The following is a 17,817-nucleotide window of genomic DNA, read 5'->3' as shown; positions in this document are numbered from 1 at the left end:
TTTTTATAATTTAGCCCTAAGCAAATTTAAAAAAGGAAAGCTCTTTTAACACTTTCCTCATTAGCATATTAAATTGTATTCCTCTTACCCTGGAATAGGAGGCACCGGAATTCTTATATCGGGTTCATCATTGATAAACGTAATATTGATCGACCCCATGATCTCCTTTTCCTTATCAGCTTCAACCAGATTTTCTGGAAAATCGGCAATGATTTTAAGGCTGTCTTCAAATAAAGTCATGCCGTTACTGTTAAGTAAATGGATGAGTTCCTTTACTCCCTTAACTTCCATCTCAAAATTAATCACAATGATTTTATTGGAATACATCGTATGATTTGTAACCCACCCTGAACAATTCGAAATACTTCCAGCTGCATAATCGATCATTTCATGCCTGTTTTCTCTTGTGAAACCTTTTAATCGGATTGTATCCGGCAGCATCTAATCACCTTATCTGCGTCTCTATTTAAAATGCGTTATAGAGTGATTATAGCTTTACCCATTCTCCATGTATAGGATGACCTCGTTTTAAAAATCCACCCCTATTACATAGAAGTTACCGGCTCGTTATTTAGGAGTTTTCGATCGTTTACCTTTGCCGAATAATAAGTATAAAAGAGGACCGAATGATCCTGCTGCCAAAGTAAGCAATGCCCAAGGCCAAAAAGAGCGATTTGTTTTCTTGGCATCAAACCACATCCATATAAGGATTAAGAAACTGGCAATGAGCAAATCTACAAAAATTTGAATGGTGGCGTAATTTTGGAACGCCTTGGCGAATATGCCCAAAAACCCATTTTGAACAACAGCCATTACGGTTAACGGAGTAAATAGCACAAGTACAGCAATGATAAGCTTTTTGGAAATTGGACTGTCATAAGAACTAATCTGCGTTTCGGTCTTATCCTGTAACATATTGATCCCCGTCTTTTTAAAAGTGTAGCGTTCACTACATGTAATTAATGTAGCACCTGCTACACTATTTATCAAGTACGAAAAAAGGGATAAACATGATAAAGTGAACTTAGAATCAGCCTTGAAATAGTTAATCGTAATCCTATGGTTGGTTTGCTGCACAATTAGGATGTAGCATATACTACACAAAAAGAGATGAAGGGTGTTCGTTGTGAAAAAAGGGGCAATAAGAAAACAAGAATTAATTGAAGAGATGTCTGCGTATATCCTTTCAAATGGAATCCAATCTGCCAGCCTGCGAAACCTTGCACAAGCAGCGGAAACAAGTGATAGAATGCTTCTTCATTATTTTAAAGATAAAGAAGAACTGCTCACTGTAGTCCTATCATCGATTTCAGCAAAGTTAATCCATATGTTAGACAACACAGAAATGGAGAAAAAATCATTCTCAAGCGTTGTAAAGTATCTTTATCAGATGATGAAAAATCCGGAAGTTAGCCCCTACATGAAGTTGTGGCTCGAATTAATTGCAATTGCCTCCAAAAAAGAAGATCCCTTCTATCCCATAGCAAGAGAGATTTGCGACAGTTTTTTTGAGTTTTACAAAAAGGTCATAAAAGTCGGTGAAGGACAAACGAATGAACAGGCGGCTGCCTTGGCCCTGGTAATTGTGGAAGGAATCGCTCTTCTTGAGTCACTGGACTTCGACCCCGTAATCCTGGAAGCGATTGAAGGAATTGAAAAAATCACATGATCTTGTAATGCGGCAGGCCGCTATTTTTCAGTGTGCAGAATAAGACTCTACTCAAAGTCCTTCTTTTAAACGTACACTAAGCATGGGAAGGTACTGCGTTGATAGATTAGAGGGAGGTTACGAATGGAGGAGCATGCTGTTTTATTTCATTCATTGGACGGTGAAAAAATTTACTTCAAACCGCTCAGGATCGATGATGTTCAAGAGATGCATCATTATGCGTCCGATCAAGACGTTTCACGGTTTATCGGCTGGAATTTGATGAATAGTTTGGAGGAAACTTCTGAGCATATCGAAACCATGTTAAGACGTGAATCGGAAGGTACCCACTTATATGCCTCCATTTTTGAAAAACCAACACAAAAAATGATCGGGACAGCCATGATTTTCAATTTTGACCGTGAAGCAAACCATGCTGAAATTGGTTATGTATTGCATAAAAATCATTGGGGTAAAGGGTATGGCACAGAAGCTGTTGCATTGATGAGTGATTTTGCATTCAAGTCCCTTAAGCTTCATAAACTGTATGCCAAAGTCGTGCATGCAAATGTTGGGTCTGGACGGATACTTGAGAAGAACCGGTATGAGTTAGAAGGACGATTAAAAGACCACTATTTTATAGATTGTATGTACTATGATGCATTGCTTTTCGGCAAAATTACTAATCTGGACACTTCGCTTTAAAATTAAGGCTATGTTAAAGCATGGTGTTGATATTTTACACCTGTGATTGGAGTGGAAGGCGTGAGACTCCTGCGGGAGCAGCGGGACAGGTGAGACCCCGCAGGCGCAAAGCGGCAGGAGGCTCACCGCCCGCCCAGCGGAAAGCGAACGCCTGCTAACTGCAATCAACAGCAAAGTTTAACAGAGCTAAAATTAATAGGAGTGCCTATCTAAAAAGGAAGATCCGGATCCTAAAACAATGCAGGATAATAGCAGGCCATCATCGAATTTTGTTAATTATTCGATTGAAAGATGGTGATTGAGATGCAGATTTTATTGATTCGTCACGGGGAATCGGAAGACGACTTTTTAGAGGAGAATGATAATGGTTCAACGGATCTGCCTTTAACCCCAAACGGGCTGCTGCAATCAGAGAAAATGGCGCAGCGGGTTTCTAAAGAATTCCCTCCCGATTTTGTTTGGAGCAGCACGTTAAAAAGAGCCAGCGGCACGGCAGACGTTTTATCAAAGACGATCGGCTGTCCGGTTCATTACATAGATCAATTAATCGAACAGCAGGATTCAGAGAGTAACCACGAATTTAGGATGCGGGGAGAATCCGTTCTTTCTTATATTAGAGAAAACAGCAAAGCATACTCTACCATTGCCGTCATCACCCACGGTGGAATGATAACGAAAATAATTGAAAGTTTTCTCCACTTACCGTTTGAAAACAACAATTGGTTTCATACGAACAATACGGGTATTCATTTCTTGGATTATTACAAGGATCTGCAAATAATAAAATTTGCTAATAGTACACGACATTTAGATTGACAATTCAGACTGCATTTTGCTGAAAAATGATGAAGCAAGAGAGGTGTAGATTTATGACAGGCAGGAACACAAATCCTAAGGTTGATGAATTTTTAAGTAAGGCCAAAAACTGGCGGGAAGAATTTGAGAAGCTTAGAAAGATCGTGCTGGACTGTGAGCTGACCGAAGACTTTAAGTGGATGCATCCCTGCTACACACTTGAGGGGAAAAACATTGTTTTACTCCATGGATTTAAAGAGTATTGTGCACTTTTGTTTCATAAGGGTGCCTTACTGAAGGACGCCTTTGGAATTCTAGTACAGCAAACAGAGAATGTACAGGCAGGGCGTCAAATTCGTTTCACAAACCTTCAGGAAATAGCTGAAATGGAAACCATTTTGAAAGACTATATTTATCAAGCCATTGAAGTGGAAAAAGCAGGTTTGGAAGTCAATGTCAAAAAGCATACAGAATACACCATTCCTGAAGAATTCCAGAATAAATTAGATGAGCTTCCTTCCCTGAAGACAGCTTTTGAAGCACTGACCCCCGGACGGCAAAGAGCCTATCTTCTTTACTTTGCTGCACCCAAACAGTCCAAAACCCGTGTTGCACGGATTGAAAAGTATATGCCTCAAATCTTGGATGGAAAGGGATTAAAAGATTGTACGTGCGGTCAATCTCAAAAGATGCCGTACTGTGACGGCTCGCATAAGTTCGTTCGATAGAGATCAAACGGATGGTTCATTCAAACGGTAAACAAAAGCTAAAATTGATAATTCGAAACGCTAATCCAGTTACCTCGTATGGCTTTATAAGAAAGTAATAATACTGGTAAAAAGAGATGCGATGTCTTCCCCATTCAGATATGATTCTCTAAATGGAAAGTGACAATTTCAATATGAAGGGAAGAGCCGTTATAAAAAAAGCACCAGCTAAAGCATTAAAAAAGGTAGAACAGGACATTGAAAAGAGTGATTTGGGGAAAGCAAGAGATCGATTGCATGGACTCCTGCACTCTTATCCTGATGAATTAGAGCTTCGAACTAGGCTAGGAGATATTTATTATGCGTTAAGACATCCTTCAATGGCTGGCCGGTATTGGTATTTGGAGAAGAACAAGACCCCCGAAATGGTAAGAGCCTGTCTGTTATTTGAGAAACAAATGGGGCATGACCCTTTGAACATATCGAGAGCCCTAAAATTCAAAGGAGATCATGAAACGTTAAAAAATCTGCAGCTAGAACCAGTAATTTCCGTTGCTCAAAAGAAGGTAAAAGAGAAATTAGAAGAAGAACAACATCCTGAAGATGAATGGAAGGAAAAATTCTTTACGATTGGTTGTATAACCATTTTCATCTTTATTATTTCTTTAGTTGCTATAGGTATTTATACAGTGTTCACCTGGATATTCTAGTTTTAAATTCCTTGAGCGCTGTTCGAGTCTTTCCCCCTTGTTTATTTTCAGGCATGATTCCAAGTTCAGCAAAAACTGTAATTAAAGGAGCATAACATGGAAGCTTTCACAAACTATTTAGCAGGCATCGATAACCCCGACCATCGCAGCCGAACAGAGGAAATCTTGGTGTGGGTCTCAACTAAATTCCCTAATTTGAAACCGCAGATCAAATGGAATACCCCCATGTTTACGGATCACGGCACATTCATCCTCGGCATTTCCACAGCGAAGCAGCATTTGAGCGTTTCACCGGAAGAAGCAGGCATTGCGCACTTTGCCGAAGACATAGCACAAGCCGGCTACAGCTCTACAAAAGGCTTGTTTCGCATCCCGTGGAATGAGCCGGTAAATTACGAATTGCTTGAGAAAATGATTAAATTTAATATCGAGGATAAGGCAGACTATACGAATTTTTTCCGGAAATGAGCTCTCAAGGTCTCTTCAGCATAAAGTGTTTTATCCACAAACTAAGGGTGGTGACTGGCACCGCCCTTATATTTCAAATCCAGTTCGATCGTTTTCAGTAATTTCCCGAATGACTTTACATGGAACACCCGCTGCTATTACATTTGCCGGAATGCTTTTTGTAACCACACTACCCGATCCAATGATTGTATTTTCTCCAATCGTTACACCTTGATTAATATGAACGCCTGCACCAATCCACACGTTATCCCCAATACTTACAGGCTTGGCATAACATCCTCCCGCTGCTCTTTCCTTTGGATCTATTGCATGATTCGAGGTATAAATTCCAACTCTAGGCCCAAACAGAACATGATTTCCTATATGGATCTCTGCCCCGTCCAGCATAACGCAATCGAAATTAGCGTAAAAATGATCCCCTATCGTAATATTAAACCCGAATTCACATCTGAAATTCGGTTCTAAATGAACGCCTTTTCCCATGCTTTTCAAAAGCTTTTTTAAACGCTCTTCTCTTTCATGCTGGGGTTTGCTAAAGCTATTATTGTATTCATTTGTAAGGAACACCGCATTTTCTCTTGCTTTAATTAATTCCGGGGTTAAATCGTTATACATTTGACCTGTTAAAATGAACTTTTTCTGTTCTTCTAAATTCATTGGAAATCCTCCAGATAAACGATAAGATTATGTTCTTTCTAGTACACATTATTACAAGATATCCTACAAAAAACTACGTCCTTTAAGAATTTTTTGATGATGATTGATTAGAGCATACAAAAACCCGGTGCAGCATTCACCGGGTTTTTGCCTATTTTTTAATCAGGTCCTCTTTTTTGATTGGGATTTTCAGTTCCAAATCTTTAAAAAGGACAGGGTTTATATTAGGAACGGTTAAGTAAAGATCTTTTCGATCGTCAGTGATAAACTCCGCTATCTTTTTTCTATCGTTGCTTCTCATATTTTTAAAGAAATTTTGATCAACGAATAAATCTTTTTCTCCTTTCGGCTCTTTCACTGTGAGATTTATATGGCTGCCTCTCACCTCTGGAAGATCGCCTTTTACCTCATAATAGATTTTTACGCGTTTTTTATCTTTTGATTCCTCAATTTTGTTAACCAAAATGGCCCCGTTCTGTTGCGGGAAAGTCATCGGAAGCGGATCATTGAGCTTTTTCTTTGTCATTTGGCCTTTATTAGGGTTGGTTTCGAAATCATTGTCTAAGAAAGGCTGTACAGATAAATAGGATGGTATGCCATCTGCAGGGGCGTAGGTTCTATTGCTGCGGAGAATAAATTTGCCATCCTTCTCTTCACCAGAACTTCTCATATTTCCAAAAACAGAAAGCAGATTTTCTTTATCATCCAAGAGCCTGTATTCTAATCCTCCAACCGCAGGCAATCTTCTGCCGTTCTCTTCCTTTGCAAAAGAAATTTCTGTGACGGAAGGCGCCAGGATTATCTGGTCAACACTTAATTTAGTCGAACCTTTCGTCACGCTTTCTTTCGGCTTAATGGTATAGACATTTCCCTTTTTCTCAACCGGGATTGAGTATTCCCATTTTCCCTTTGTCGTAGCAGATGCTTTAGGAGCTAATGCAGGGTTTTGATTCCCGAAAAACTGCATCTTCACCTCAAATTCTTCCGGAAGCTTCTCCTTAATAAATAAGCTCGTTACGCCTTTAAAGGAGTGTGTTCCCTTCCGAAAGACTTTTACATCTTTTTCTACTGACGTGGAAATCTCAGTAACGCTGACAACCTTCCCATTCACTGTAATCTTCGGATTATGAACTGGCCCGACGAATTTTGTTTTCGATTGAACCTCATAACCGATTGCCATTCTGTATCCGTCGAACATAATCTCTTTAATGGACACTTTGATTCCGCTGCTCTCTGAAGTCTTGTTCACCTGTTGTGGATTATTCTTTTTGCTCCAAGCCATCAGCCCCGGATCATTCGATTGGCTTAATAAGGTTGCCGGCTTCGTTAATCCCGCTTCAATCTGATCTTTTAAAGGCAATTGCATGATAAGGATAAACAAAATGGCGGCCGCTGCAATAGTGGACAAAATAACAGCCGGAATCCCGGTCCTTCGCTTCTGACCTGTGTTTTGTTTCTCTCTAATTCTTCTCATAACCGTAAGCTGATCCACCTTCTCGAATTTCATAGAACCAAATTCCGTTTGATCCATTCGCTGTTTGAACCGATTTTCTTTAGTCATAAAATAATTCCTCCTCTTTAATGAGGGGTGCGAGCTTTTTTCGTGCCCGGTCGAGTCTTGTTCTCACTGTACTTTCCGGTATATCGAGTACTTCTGCAATATCCGCAGCACTCAGTTCCTGATAATAATAGAACATAATAACCTCTCTGTATTTGACCGGAAGCTTAAAAATGCACGCCTTCAGCCATTCTGAAAGCTCTCCATCCATAAGTGCTGTCTCTGTCTGGTTCTCATTATGGAGAGATTCTTTCATTTGATGGACAGGGAAAACCCTTCTCACATAAGCACTTCTTAAATGGTCTTTGCATTTATTAGCGGTGATCCGGTAAAGCCACGTTTTTATAGACGCCTCTCCATTAAAGGATGAGAGATTCAGATAAACTGACACAAATGTACTCTGAACCAAATCCTTTGCTGTCTCCTGATTCTTCACATAAGAATAAGCCAATTTTAAAAGCTCGGTACCGTAATCCTCCATAACTTGCTTAAAATAGTCCTCACGCTCATCCGGATGGTCAACCTTTGACTGGATGGAAATCTTTTTGCCAGCATTCATTGGTTTCCCCCTTTCAATAATTAGACGGAGATGAGAAGATGGGTTTCTCATTTTTTGTGATTTTTTTGAATCTCGATATATATTTGCTGACTGAATGGTCTCACCCTTAAAGTTTTGGTAGCAAATCTCTAATTCCCTTTGATAAACTAAAATTACAATAATTTACTAATTAGTTAAACAGGAGGACACCACTATTATCAATCTGATTGGATTTTTACTGTTTATCCTTCTCTTTATTACTACCATTCTATTATCCATTTTATTTTTAGCGAAACTGTTTCTTTTCATCACCAAGAAGAAGCCCTTCCCCAAAAAATTGCTTGTTTCCGCTTTGACAGGTGCCGTTTTAGTATCTGGGTTCATTCTATATCAGACATATTTTTTCACGTTTAATAAGATTGATCGGCAGAATACGCAAAAAGGCCCCGGACCTGTATCATCCCCTTCAGAGAAATACACAGCGAATGCTTTTTATGAACTCTATGGAGGTGCCGCAGGAGGAGTGAACGTATGGGTTGAAATTACGGAGAATGATGAGGCAGGCAATATCAAAACCATTTATTATAGTAATGCAAAAGATGATTTTTCTATGAAATGGCTCGATGAAGATACCCTCTATATCCTGAATGACAATCCTGAGTATCCCGATTCGGACCGGAGTATCAGGTTGGATGTGACTAAAGAAATTTATGATGAAAACGGACGTGCTTGTCAGAGCTTGCTGATGAAGGATGAGTTTGAGAGGTGTTATCAGGATTGACGCTGCGCACAAATATTAAAAACTAAAGACCGCTTACTATTTTGATTGGACAAAGTTTATCGTTATAAAGGAAAAACTCTGAACTCAGGCTTCGGAAAGACCAACTCCTTTAAACCTAACATTGTTATACCGGGTTTGAGAGACCAATCCATGTTCTACTGGTCTAAACTATATACAGAAGACCTTAAAGCGGCTGAAAACTATTCAGATCTCAACCGGACGATTGCGATCAACATCTTGGGATACAATTTATTTAAAGAGCATCAAAATTTTCATTCCGTCTACAAAATTCAGAACATCGAAACCGGTGAACTCTTTACAAATTTGCTCGAGATACAGTGCATTGAATTGCCGAAGTTCAGTAAGACTAAACCCGATATGAATGATCCCTTGCACCGGTGGTTATTGTTTTTAACAGAACACGAGGATCAGCAAAATCTAATGGAGGTGTTTAAGTTGGATCAATTGGTATCGAAAGCTGATGAAAAACTGCGCCGTCTAAGTGCTGATGAGGAAGTCATCCGGACGTATCAGCTTAGGGAGAAATATTTATTGGATCTCAATACTCAGGTTAATGGGGCAAGGAATGCTGGAATGAATTATAAAGCTATTGAAATCGCTAAAAGTTTGCTTAAATTGCCCAGTATGTCTGTACAAGACGTCGCAACTCATACAGGTTTGACGTTAGAAAAAGTGAAAGAAATTGAAAAAGAAGTCCGGTAAGAGAAAAGGCGAAGCAGAAATACAGACGAGAATATGAATTAAATATTCACACCTCAATCTTTGATTGCGAAAAATCTCGCTTGTTGATTCATTATATCAATTGCCGGCGGTATTTATCTTTATAAATCTAGCCTTTTAAAGCTCCCTGAAGCATAAAAAAAAGAGCAAGCTAAACCTCTGCTCACTCCACTTACTCTATAACCTGCCATCATTCCAAAAATTACTCACAACATGTTGCTTCGGATTATAAGGCACCAGCACATACCCTCTTGATTTCAAATAATCAATAATCTGAGGAAGCGCCCGAACGGTTTGCGGCCGCTCATGCATGAGAATGATAATGGGCTTCTTTTGTCTTTCCACTGAAGGCACGGTAATTTTTTCGTTCCTGATAATCGTGCCGTATTGACTGCTTTTATATCTCCAATCGTTGCTGTCAACCGTCCAATCCCACATTTTAAAATGATATCGCACCAGCCAGTCTCTATAACACTTCTTCATATACGGCTTGCTCCCATAAGGCACTCTGACCAAATAATGATTAACCTTAACCACCGACTGCAGTGTTTTTCGTGTCGTTTCCATTTCCAATGCCACATTTTTAGGACTGCCTCTATACAGCTTCTTCACACTGTGAGAAACACTATGCAATCCAATGTAGTGCCCTTCCCTGTTCACTCTTACGATGCTAGTCTTGTATGCTCTAAGATTAGGCTCCACCGCCAAAAACGACGCTTTCACCTGCTTCTTTTTTAAAATATCGAGTATTTGCGAGGTATATCTGCTCGGTCCATCATCAAACGTGATGTAGGCGATCTTGGCTTTTGATGCAGGCTTAGGCGAGAGTTCCCCCTTTGCTGAGCCCATAGAATTATTTGGAGCTTTTTCAGCTGCGGTGACATGGCTGAATGACGTGGAAATCAGGAACGCAACAATCAATAAGGAAATGGAAAGCCGGACAAATTTCATTTTATTCCTCCCTTTATAGAGAAATTTCCCTGCCGATTTATTGTATTGGTGAGGGAAGAAAATTAGTCCGGCGGATTGGTGGTTTTTACCTGAAAAGAATTTTTCTCTGATTCTTAATTTCAATGCCACTTCAGCCATCATTAATGTTCTATAAATAGATGGACTTATTAACGGTGAGAATAACGCCTAAGGTGTTGCAATTTTTTACAGCACATTATTATGCATGAAGAAAGGACCAATTAAAATGAAGAAGGGTTATTATGCAGCTCTATTTTTGCTCATTCTAATGCTCACGGGTTGTACAAGTGAGGGGAAATCGGAGCCATTAACAGAAACTTCAGCAAAAACAAAAAGTGTAGTAGGTCCTCTATCCAGCTATCCTTCTAATAAAATCGAATATGCCAGAGTCTGGCTGCAGCTTGGACCAAATCAGGAGATTGATGAATTAAATGTTCACCTTCTCCCCGCCGGAACACCGCTTAATCCTGATGACAGCACCAGTGCTGCCTATCCTGAAGATGTGATCCAATTAGCAGGTTCTCGACTGGCAGATGGCTCCGTCACGTACAGTGGGAATGGTAACGGCACGATCAATGTTTACAACGTACCTTTGCGTTGGGATGGCCAATACCCTGCTGGCAAAAAATTTTACGAAGAGATCATCAACACTACAAAATTGGTATCAATCGATAAGGGCAGCCCTAATAAAATTGTAAAGCTCATTAGCAAAATGAAGATTGTGGAGGGGTTTTAAGACTATGGCTTTTAGTTAGCTCCGTTAAACGTTTCCGCTGCCATCCTTAAACCATAGGCAAATGAAAAGAATCAGGTTTCGGAAACCTGATTCTGCTTGAAATTCAATAACCTACAGTAATTCAATAAACCCTTCTGATCCATGCACACGAATTCGCTGTCCGTCTTTTATCCGTTTGGTAGCATGTTCGACACCGACTACTGCGGGTAAGCCATATTCCCGTGCGATTACAGCTCCATGGGTCATCAGGCCGCCCACCTCGGTCACCAAACCTTTTATAGATAAAAACAATGGCGTCCAGCTGGGGTCGGTAAAGGCGGTAACCAGGATATCGCCCTCTTCCAGATTGGCCTCTTCTATATTCAGGATCACACGCGCCCGGCCCTCTACAACACCAGAAGAAACAGCTAGGCCCGCTATCGCTTCGGTGGGGATATGGTCTCGTTTGTACCGGCCTGTAATGATTTCGCCGTCAGACGTGATCACACGGGGCGGAGTTAGTTTTTCGTAGTAGCTGTATTCCTCTTTTCGCTTGTCAATGACGTGTTTATCCAGTTTATTGTTGCGAACGGTTTCCTGAAATTCTTCAAAAGTGAGATAATACATATCTTCTTTTTCATGAAGTACGCCGGTTTGTACGAGTCGCTCCGCTTCCTTTAATAAAGCTTGCTTATAAACGAAATATCGGCGGACAATGTCGTACTTCGGATATTCACGATATCCGATAAAATTCCGGATCACGCCAATCATTTGTTTAGTCTCTTCGGCTTTTTGTTCACCTCCCGGCAATTGTTTCAGCCGGGCTAATAGCTCCTGCTCTTTGTTCAAAGCTTTTTGCCTGCCATGTTCAAATTTCCGTTTGCTGGCACCAGGTTCAAGGTTTTTGATGTTGCTGAGAATCATAGGTACCAGCATACTTGGTTTTTCACTCCAGCGTGTTCTCGTTATATCGATTTCTCCGGAACAACGCATTCCATATTTCCCGAGGTAAGAAGCAATGGCATCACGAACGTGTTGTCCGCCATCAAATTGAACCAATTCATCCAAAAAGCTTTCATCCTTAACCTCTTGTAAGTACCCGATGATTTCCGGATAGGGACGAATCACATCTGCCACATCCAGCAGCTCCAGCCCCATTTCAGACGTGACGTTGTCAGGCACTGATAAGGATAGGGTGTCTGCGGTGTTTTTTTCACCCAGCCATTCCTCTATCTTTTCGTTGATCCATGCCGAGGCATGGATGGCTGCCATAATGACCTTCAGATGGTTCATATCAGACGCACGCTGCCGCCGCTGCTGCATATCGTCCAAAATACAATCGAAAACATCCAATCCTGATTTCGTTTGTATCGTATGTTTTAACACTGATAACGAATCCTCGCTGCTCTTCATCAGATCAGCAACAATGGCCGGATTGGTCCCTGCCTCTTCCAGAATATCCGCAGATGACATGCCCTTATGGCTTTTAACGGATCCCTGTCCGCTTTTGGCATTGGGGTCCAATTTGATGAAATCCCGCTCTATGATGGTCAGCAGCGCATCCTTTATGAGTGGATCGGAGTGCCCCAGGACGTCCAGCAGATTCTGTCTGCCTGCCGCTGTTCCCAGTCCCATCGTGATATCCACGAACAGCCTTCCGCCGCCTGTTTTAAACATAGGAGCATTCCCCGTTAACTTCCAGACCGATATCCCGAGTGGTTTAATAGGATCGGTCATCATTTGCTGATGGCCAACAGATACATAGACATGATTCTCTTCGTCATTCGCTTCAGGAATGGGATACAACGTGGTAATCGGCCGGCTCTGGACGATATAAAATGTATCTTCAGCCAAACACCATTCAATGTCCTGAGGAGACCCGAAATATTGTTCAATCCGTTTTCCAATACGAGTGAGCTGCAAAATCTGCTGATCGGTAAGTGTTTGTGTTTTTTGCTGATCATCAGGAAGAGCCTTCGTTTCGGTTCCGCCTTCTCTCCGTCCATAAACAGCGATTTTTTTGTCTGCTATCCTCTTGTCTAAAATCCAATCTTCCTGGACTTTATAGCAATCGGCCGATACCAGCCCAGAGACAATCGCCTCGCCCAGACCGAAGCTGGCATCGATGGAGACCACCTTCCGGCTGGATGTCACCGGATCGGCCGTAAATAAAATCCCTGAAGCTTGCGGGAAAACCATCTTTTGAACGATAACAGATAGATGAACGCTACTGTGCTCAATCCCCTGCTTCATCCGGTAGATGATTGCTCGGTCCGTAAAAAGGGACGCCCAGCACTTGCTAATGTGCTGTAAAATGACCTGGATACCGATGATATTTAAATAGGTGTCCTGCTGGCCGGCAAAAGAGGCATGCGGCAAATCTTCGGCCGTCGCACTGGAACGCACTGCATACGCATGTCTGTCACCGAGCATGGAAAGATGGTCAGTCACTTCACGCACCACATCCGATGGAATATCCGCATTCATGATGATTTCACGAATACTCCTGCTCATTTCACGAATCCGTTCCCGTTCTCCTGCTTTTACTGTCGACAGCTGATTCAACAAAGTCTCCAATAATTCATTTTGTTCAATGGCTTTTCGATAGCCCCCGGTTGTCACACAGAATCCTGCAGGTACATATAATCCTTGTATGGTAAACAATCGCCCAAGATTTAATGCCTTTCCGCCAACGATCGCACGCTGGGATTTATTGATTTCCTGCAAACCGAGAACCAAAGAACTCATGCACATCTCTCCTCTTCCATACTATTCAATTGATTTTAACAGGGGAAAATGGGAATAAACAGACTATTTCATCCATTTTTTGTATGATATAATGAAGGTAGAAGGAGTAGCATCAGTGCTTTTACAATTCCCAGACGATACGATTTCCGTACATACAAAAACGGCACACCCCAAACCGGGTTGTGCCGTTTTTATTAATGCGTTTATTGTTTAAAGCTATCAAGCAATGCCCGCACTTCATCGGTTGATTTCGTGTTCATCAGCTGGCTTCGCAATTCAGCCGCCCCAGGGAATCCCTTTACATAAATTTTGAAAAAGCGGTGAAGCCCTGTTACCGAGCGGGGCACGGTTTCCGCATATTGATCCTGCAGATCCAGCTGAAGTCTTAATAGATCAAGGTATTCTTCACTGCTGTGCTCTTTCGGTTCTTTTTCAAAAGCAAACGGATTTTTGAAAATCCCCCGACCGATCATCACGCCATCGATTCCGTATTTTTCGGCAAGCTCTAATCCTTTTTGACGGTCAGGAATATCCCCATTGATGGTGAGCATCGTATCCGGAGCAATCTCGTCACGCAGTGCTTTGATTTCAGGGATAAGCTCCCAATGCGCATCCACCTGGCTCATTTCATCTCTTGTCCGCAAATGGATGGAAAGGTTCGCTATATCCTGCTTCAAAATATGCGCGAGCCACTCCTTCCACTCATCAATCTTCTTAAATCCAAGACGCGTTTTCACGCTGACAGGAAGACCGCCCGCTTTTGCTGCCTGAATGAGCTCTGCCGCCACATCCGGACGCAGAATCAGGCCGCTGCCCTTTCCTCTTTGTGCCACATTCGGAACAGGACAGCCCATATTGATGTCGATCCCCTTAAAGCCCATCTCCGCCATTCCAATACTCATCTGACGGAAATAATCGGGACGATCTCCCCAAATATGCGCCACCATCGGCTGCTCATCCTCCGTAAACGTCAAACGCCCGCGTACACTCTCAATGCCATCCGGATGACAGTAGCTATCCGAATTCGTAAACTCCGTGAAAAACACATCCGGCCGCCCCGCTGCACTCACCACATGACGAAACACTACATCCGTCACATCCTCCATCGGTGCCAGCACAAAAAACGGACGTGGCAGATCACGCCAGAAATTATTACTCATTTGTCGTTCCATTCCTCTCTATATGGGTACATCTTTAAAATTTTGGTCAAAAAAAAACTTCTTTTACACTTATATCATGGGTTGAGGGTGATTTCAATGAGGAGTGGGTGGGGATGGCTGTAAATTATGGGGAAATTGTGCGGAAATAGGGATAGGTTAATCTAAAGAAAACACGTTCTGTATGGTGATTTTTGTGCAGTCGGGGGAATAAAGTGAAATTACATACAAGCAGGAGAAAGAAAAGGTAAAAACCATTTAATGAAACAAAACGGACATTCTGGAATAATAATCCTTCCTTTCTCCTACTCCCCTCCCAAAGGAAATTCAAGCCGGAAAACAGTACCACTATGTTTTACAGAAGAAACATGAATGCTGCCGCCGTGTAGCTCGGCGATGGCGCGGGCGATGCTCATACCAAGGCCGGCTCCTTCTGTCTGTTCATCTGTGCTTGTGCCGCGGAAGTAGCGGTCAAAGAGGTGCTGGACCGTTTCTTCGTCCATTCCCGCACCATTGTCAGAGATGGTGACAATGGCGGATTCGCCCTGTCGGCTGACCGAGGCGTTAATGCTCGTGCCCTTTGGGTTATGCTTGATGCAGTTATAGATGAGGTTATCGAGCATCCGCTCAAACCAGCGTATATCCGCTTGTATATAAATTTTTGAATTTGCGCTTTTAAAATTGAAAGGAACATCCTCAAGAGTGAGGTCGTTGGCAAATTTCAGCATGATGCCCCGTACAAGTTCATTCAGTTCGGCAGGCTTCATTTGGTGGGGGAGCGACTGGTTTTGGAGCTGGAAGGCAAGGGAGAAATCCTCAATTAAGTCTGTCATATAATCCCCTTTTTCCCTGATCATCCTTCCCATGTCCTGCAGCTCTTCTTCGGTCCAGTGGTACTGTCCGCTTTCGAGCAAATGGGCGTAGCCCTGGATCGTTGAAAGGGGTGTCCTGAGATCGTGGGAAATGCCGGTCATCCACTCTTCACGCGTTTTTTCCAGCCGGTCTCTTTCCTTGTCTGCGGCAGAAAGTTTTTCGGCCATTTCGTAGAAGGCCCCTATCACTTCTTTATAAAGCTTGTACTTCAGGCGCACCTTCCCATTTTTCTTGAAGACTTTTTTGCGCTCTTTTTCTGTCAGTACTTCCCCGTAATTTCCGTAGCCCATCCTTTCAAGCCAGCTGGTGAAGAGAAGGAGGGGCTGGCTGTACCTGAATCCCTGCCAAAAGGAAATGCCTAACGTTAATGTGAGCAGAACCACTCCGAGGATAATAATGAGCCTAACAATTTCGGTAAGAATGGAGAAGGTCACTGGCTCTGCACCTTGCTTGGGTGTATGCAGAATCCAAGTAAGATTAGATTTCGGATCCATGAAAATTGCTGTATGGGTTTCGAATTTTCCTGGGGAAGTTGTCCTGACAAGCACGTCCAGCGGCTTGTAGTCTTCTTTCATCTTTTCAGAGCCGGTTGACTGGACAACTTTCCCTTCCTGGTTTATCACCTGGATGGAGCCTTCCATTTTCTCTAATTCCCTTTCCAGCTGCTTAAGGTTTTCACCAGAGATCCTGCCATTGCTTGAATACAGTGAAAACAAGTGTTGGAGGCTTTCTTGCTCATTATTTTCATATCCAAGCATATAAAAATACGGTTTTTCAAAGGTGGTATCGACTTGGGAATAGACGTAGAAGCCTTCATATTGGTTCGTTTTTTCAATCTGGAGAATCTCGCTGACTGAGTAGGAGTCAGGCAGGAATTCAGGTGTATTTTCTGATCCAATGACGTCTCCTTCCATATCAACAACCTGCACCCAGAGATTCCGTTCTTCGAGCTGGTGTTTCCACGCATCGCTGATGGTGGCCTTATTTTCCTCGATCTGCGTATCAATCGCAATGTTTTCAACGGCGCCTTCAGGGAAGTTTTGCTTCATTTCTTCTCTGTTTACATGCATCAGAAGCGCAAATAGAAGGACCAAAGAAATAATCCCAACAAACACCATGATGGAAATGAACTGAAGGGAGAAGTGGAGAGCCAGTCTCCTTCTTAGCGACATCAACCTTTTTTCCCCTTGACCAGCTTGTAGCCCAGCCCGCGCACGGTCACGAGCAGTTCAGGCTGGCTCGGGTCTATCTCAATTCTTTCCCTGATCCTTCGAATATGTACTGTAACGGTATTGTCATCCACAAAGCTGTCAAATCCCCATACGGCTTCAAGCATCTTCGTCTTAGAAATGATGGTATTCGGGTGCTGGCACAGATATTGCAGCAGGAGAAATACCTGGGCAGGCGTCTGCACAGCCTTGCCCTCGACGATCAGTTCCCCTGCCTCTTCATCCAGGATAAAGCGCCCGAAATCATGCTTCCTTCCAGTCTCTTTTAAGGAAGGGGCATAAACCTGGTTCCGCCGGAGCCTCGCCTTAATCCTCGCTGCAATTTCAAGCGGGTTAAAGGGCTTGGTAATATAATCATCCCCGCCAATCGCAAATCCTGTCAACACATCAAGGTCGGAGACGCGGGCTGTCAAAAAGAGAATATAAGCATCGGAGATTTCCCTGATTTTCGGGCAAATCGTGAAACCGCTCTGTCCTGGTAGCGTAACATCAAGCACCACGATATCAATGGGGTGCCGGGAAACGCACTCAAGCGCTTCTTCTGCAGTATAAGCTGTATGGATATGGCTGAATCCTTCTTTTTTCAGAACGGTTTCCATCAATTTGACGATTGATTTTTCATCATCCACCAATAAAATTTCTGCATTTTCCACTTTTGCCCACCTCGGTATCTATCGTAGCATACAAACCTTACCAGTATATTAACAACTCCCGGAAAAGTTTATCAGAAAGTAAACTTCTGTTTCTTCAAGGGAAATAAAGGCGGTCTATACTGAGTGATAGGATTCAAACTTTCTAAGAGATCTTTAGAAAATTAC

19 protein-coding genes are annotated in these 17,817 nt (G+C 42.3%); 9 read left to right on the top strand and 10 right to left on the bottom strand.

Annotated elements, in window-relative coordinates; translation table 11 throughout:
• Positions 1-84: 84 nt before the first annotated feature.
• Together WCV65_RS03665 and WCV65_RS03660 are read right to left on the bottom strand one after the other, a co-directional pair.
• Positions 85-441: a hypothetical protein gene (locus tag WCV65_RS03665; protein ID WP_338780160.1), complete on the bottom strand. Its 357-nt coding sequence runs from the start codon at positions 439-441 to the stop codon at positions 85-87.
• A gap of 126 nt (positions 442-567) precedes the next feature.
• Positions 568-915, bottom strand: coding sequence for a DUF2834 domain-containing protein (locus tag WCV65_RS03660; protein WP_338780158.1), 348 nt, complete (start codon positions 913-915; stop codon positions 568-570).
• 211 nt (positions 916-1,126) lie between these two features.
• On the opposite strand from WCV65_RS03660, the gene WCV65_RS03655 reads away from it, so the two are divergent.
• From WCV65_RS03655 to WCV65_RS03630, 6 genes are all read left to right on the top strand, one after another.
• On the top strand, positions 1,127-1,669 hold the full coding sequence (locus tag WCV65_RS03655; RefSeq protein WP_338780156.1) for a TetR/AcrR family transcriptional regulator: 543 nt from the start codon (positions 1,127-1,129) through the stop codon (positions 1,667-1,669).
• 123 nt (positions 1,670-1,792) lie between these two features.
• The gene (locus tag WCV65_RS03650) at positions 1,793-2,353 is read left to right on the top strand and encodes a GNAT family N-acetyltransferase (RefSeq protein WP_338780154.1); all 561 of its coding nucleotides are present in this window, start codon (positions 1,793-1,795) and stop codon (positions 2,351-2,353) included.
• 303 nt (positions 2,354-2,656) lie between these two features.
• Positions 2,657-3,169 carry a histidine phosphatase family protein gene (locus WCV65_RS03645; RefSeq protein ID WP_338780152.1) on the top strand — a complete coding sequence of 171 codons (513 nt, stop codon included), beginning with the start codon at positions 2,657-2,659 and terminating at the stop codon, positions 3,167-3,169.
• 53 nt (positions 3,170-3,222) lie between these two features.
• Positions 3,223-3,876 (top strand): DUF1801 domain-containing protein, encoded by a 654-nt coding sequence (locus tag WCV65_RS03640; RefSeq protein WP_338780150.1) that lies wholly within the window; start codon positions 3,223-3,225, stop codon positions 3,874-3,876.
• Positions 3,877-4,028: 152 nt separating this feature from the next.
• Positions 4,029-4,565: a DUF6584 family protein gene (locus WCV65_RS03635; protein ID WP_338780148.1), complete on the top strand. Its 537-nt coding sequence runs from the start codon at positions 4,029-4,031 to the stop codon at positions 4,563-4,565.
• Between the two features lie 96 nt (positions 4,566-4,661).
• A complete protein-coding gene (locus tag WCV65_RS03630; RefSeq protein WP_338780146.1) occupies positions 4,662-5,033 on the top strand; it encodes an iron chaperone in 372 nt (123 codons plus the stop codon).
• A gap of 66 nt (positions 5,034-5,099) precedes the next feature.
• Here WCV65_RS03630 and WCV65_RS03625 read toward each other — a convergent pair whose 3' ends face one another.
• From WCV65_RS03625 to WCV65_RS03615, 3 genes are all read right to left on the bottom strand, one after another.
• Positions 5,100-5,690, bottom strand: a complete 591-nt coding sequence (locus WCV65_RS03625) for a sugar O-acetyltransferase (RefSeq protein ID WP_338780145.1) — start codon at positions 5,688-5,690, stop codon at positions 5,100-5,102.
• 151 nt (positions 5,691-5,841) lie between these two features.
• Complete coding sequence (locus tag WCV65_RS03620; RefSeq protein WP_338780144.1) at positions 5,842-7,251, bottom strand: DUF4179 domain-containing protein; 1,410 nt, start codon at positions 7,249-7,251, stop codon at positions 5,842-5,844.
• Positions 7,244-7,807: a sigma-70 family RNA polymerase sigma factor gene (locus WCV65_RS03615; protein ID WP_338780142.1), complete on the bottom strand. Its 564-nt coding sequence runs from the start codon at positions 7,805-7,807 to the stop codon at positions 7,244-7,246. Before WCV65_RS03615 ends, WCV65_RS03620 begins: the two co-directional genes overlap by 8 nt.
• 316 nt (positions 7,808-8,123) lie before the next feature.
• On the opposite strand from WCV65_RS03615, the gene WCV65_RS03610 reads away from it, so the two are divergent.
• Complete coding sequence (locus WCV65_RS03610; protein ID WP_338780140.1) at positions 8,124-8,567, top strand: DUF5412 family protein; 444 nt, start codon at positions 8,124-8,126, stop codon at positions 8,565-8,567.
• Between the two features lie 150 nt (positions 8,568-8,717).
• Entirely contained in the window at positions 8,718-9,290 is a 573-nt protein-coding gene (locus tag WCV65_RS03605) for an Rpn family recombination-promoting nuclease/putative transposase (protein ID WP_338780138.1), read from the top strand.
• A 195-nt stretch (positions 9,291-9,485) separates the two neighbouring features.
• Here the strand turns inward: WCV65_RS03605 and WCV65_RS03600 are convergent, their stop codons facing one another.
• Entirely contained in the window at positions 9,486-10,259 is a 774-nt protein-coding gene (locus WCV65_RS03600; RefSeq protein ID WP_338780136.1) for a polysaccharide deacetylase family protein, read from the bottom strand.
• Positions 10,260-10,482: 223 nt separating this feature from the next.
• On the opposite strand from WCV65_RS03600, the gene WCV65_RS03595 reads away from it, so the two are divergent.
• Positions 10,483-11,013 carry a hypothetical protein gene (locus WCV65_RS03595; RefSeq protein WP_338780134.1) on the top strand — a complete coding sequence of 177 codons (531 nt, stop codon included), beginning with the start codon at positions 10,483-10,485 and terminating at the stop codon, positions 11,011-11,013.
• A 111-nt stretch (positions 11,014-11,124) separates the two neighbouring features.
• Here WCV65_RS03595 and ppsA read toward each other — a convergent pair whose 3' ends face one another.
• The 4 genes from ppsA to WCV65_RS03575 form a co-directional block, all read right to left on the bottom strand.
• A complete protein-coding gene (gene ppsA, locus WCV65_RS03590) occupies positions 11,125-13,740 on the bottom strand; it encodes a phosphoenolpyruvate synthase (RefSeq protein ID WP_338780132.1) in 2,616 nt (871 codons plus the stop codon).
• Between the two features lie 203 nt (positions 13,741-13,943).
• Positions 13,944-14,900, bottom strand: a complete 957-nt coding sequence (locus WCV65_RS03585; RefSeq protein ID WP_338780131.1) for a tRNA-dihydrouridine synthase — start codon at positions 14,898-14,900, stop codon at positions 13,944-13,946.
• Between the two features lie 302 nt (positions 14,901-15,202).
• On the bottom strand, positions 15,203-16,942 hold the full coding sequence (locus tag WCV65_RS03580; RefSeq protein WP_338780129.1) for a HAMP domain-containing sensor histidine kinase: 1,740 nt from the start codon (positions 16,940-16,942) through the stop codon (positions 15,203-15,205).
• On the bottom strand, positions 16,942-17,652 hold the full coding sequence (locus WCV65_RS03575; RefSeq protein WP_338780127.1) for a response regulator transcription factor: 711 nt from the start codon (positions 17,650-17,652) through the stop codon (positions 16,942-16,944). The genes WCV65_RS03580 and WCV65_RS03575 overlap by 1 nt, the downstream gene beginning before the upstream one ends.
• Positions 17,653-17,817 lie beyond the last annotated feature (165 nt).

Origin of the sequence: Metabacillus sp. FJAT-52054 (genome assembly GCF_037201815.1) — a bacterium.
Taxonomy (GTDB): domain Bacteria; phylum Bacillota; class Bacilli; order Bacillales; family Bacillaceae; genus Metabacillus_B; species Metabacillus_B sediminis.
This window is presented reverse-complemented; position numbering and strand designations above follow the sequence as displayed.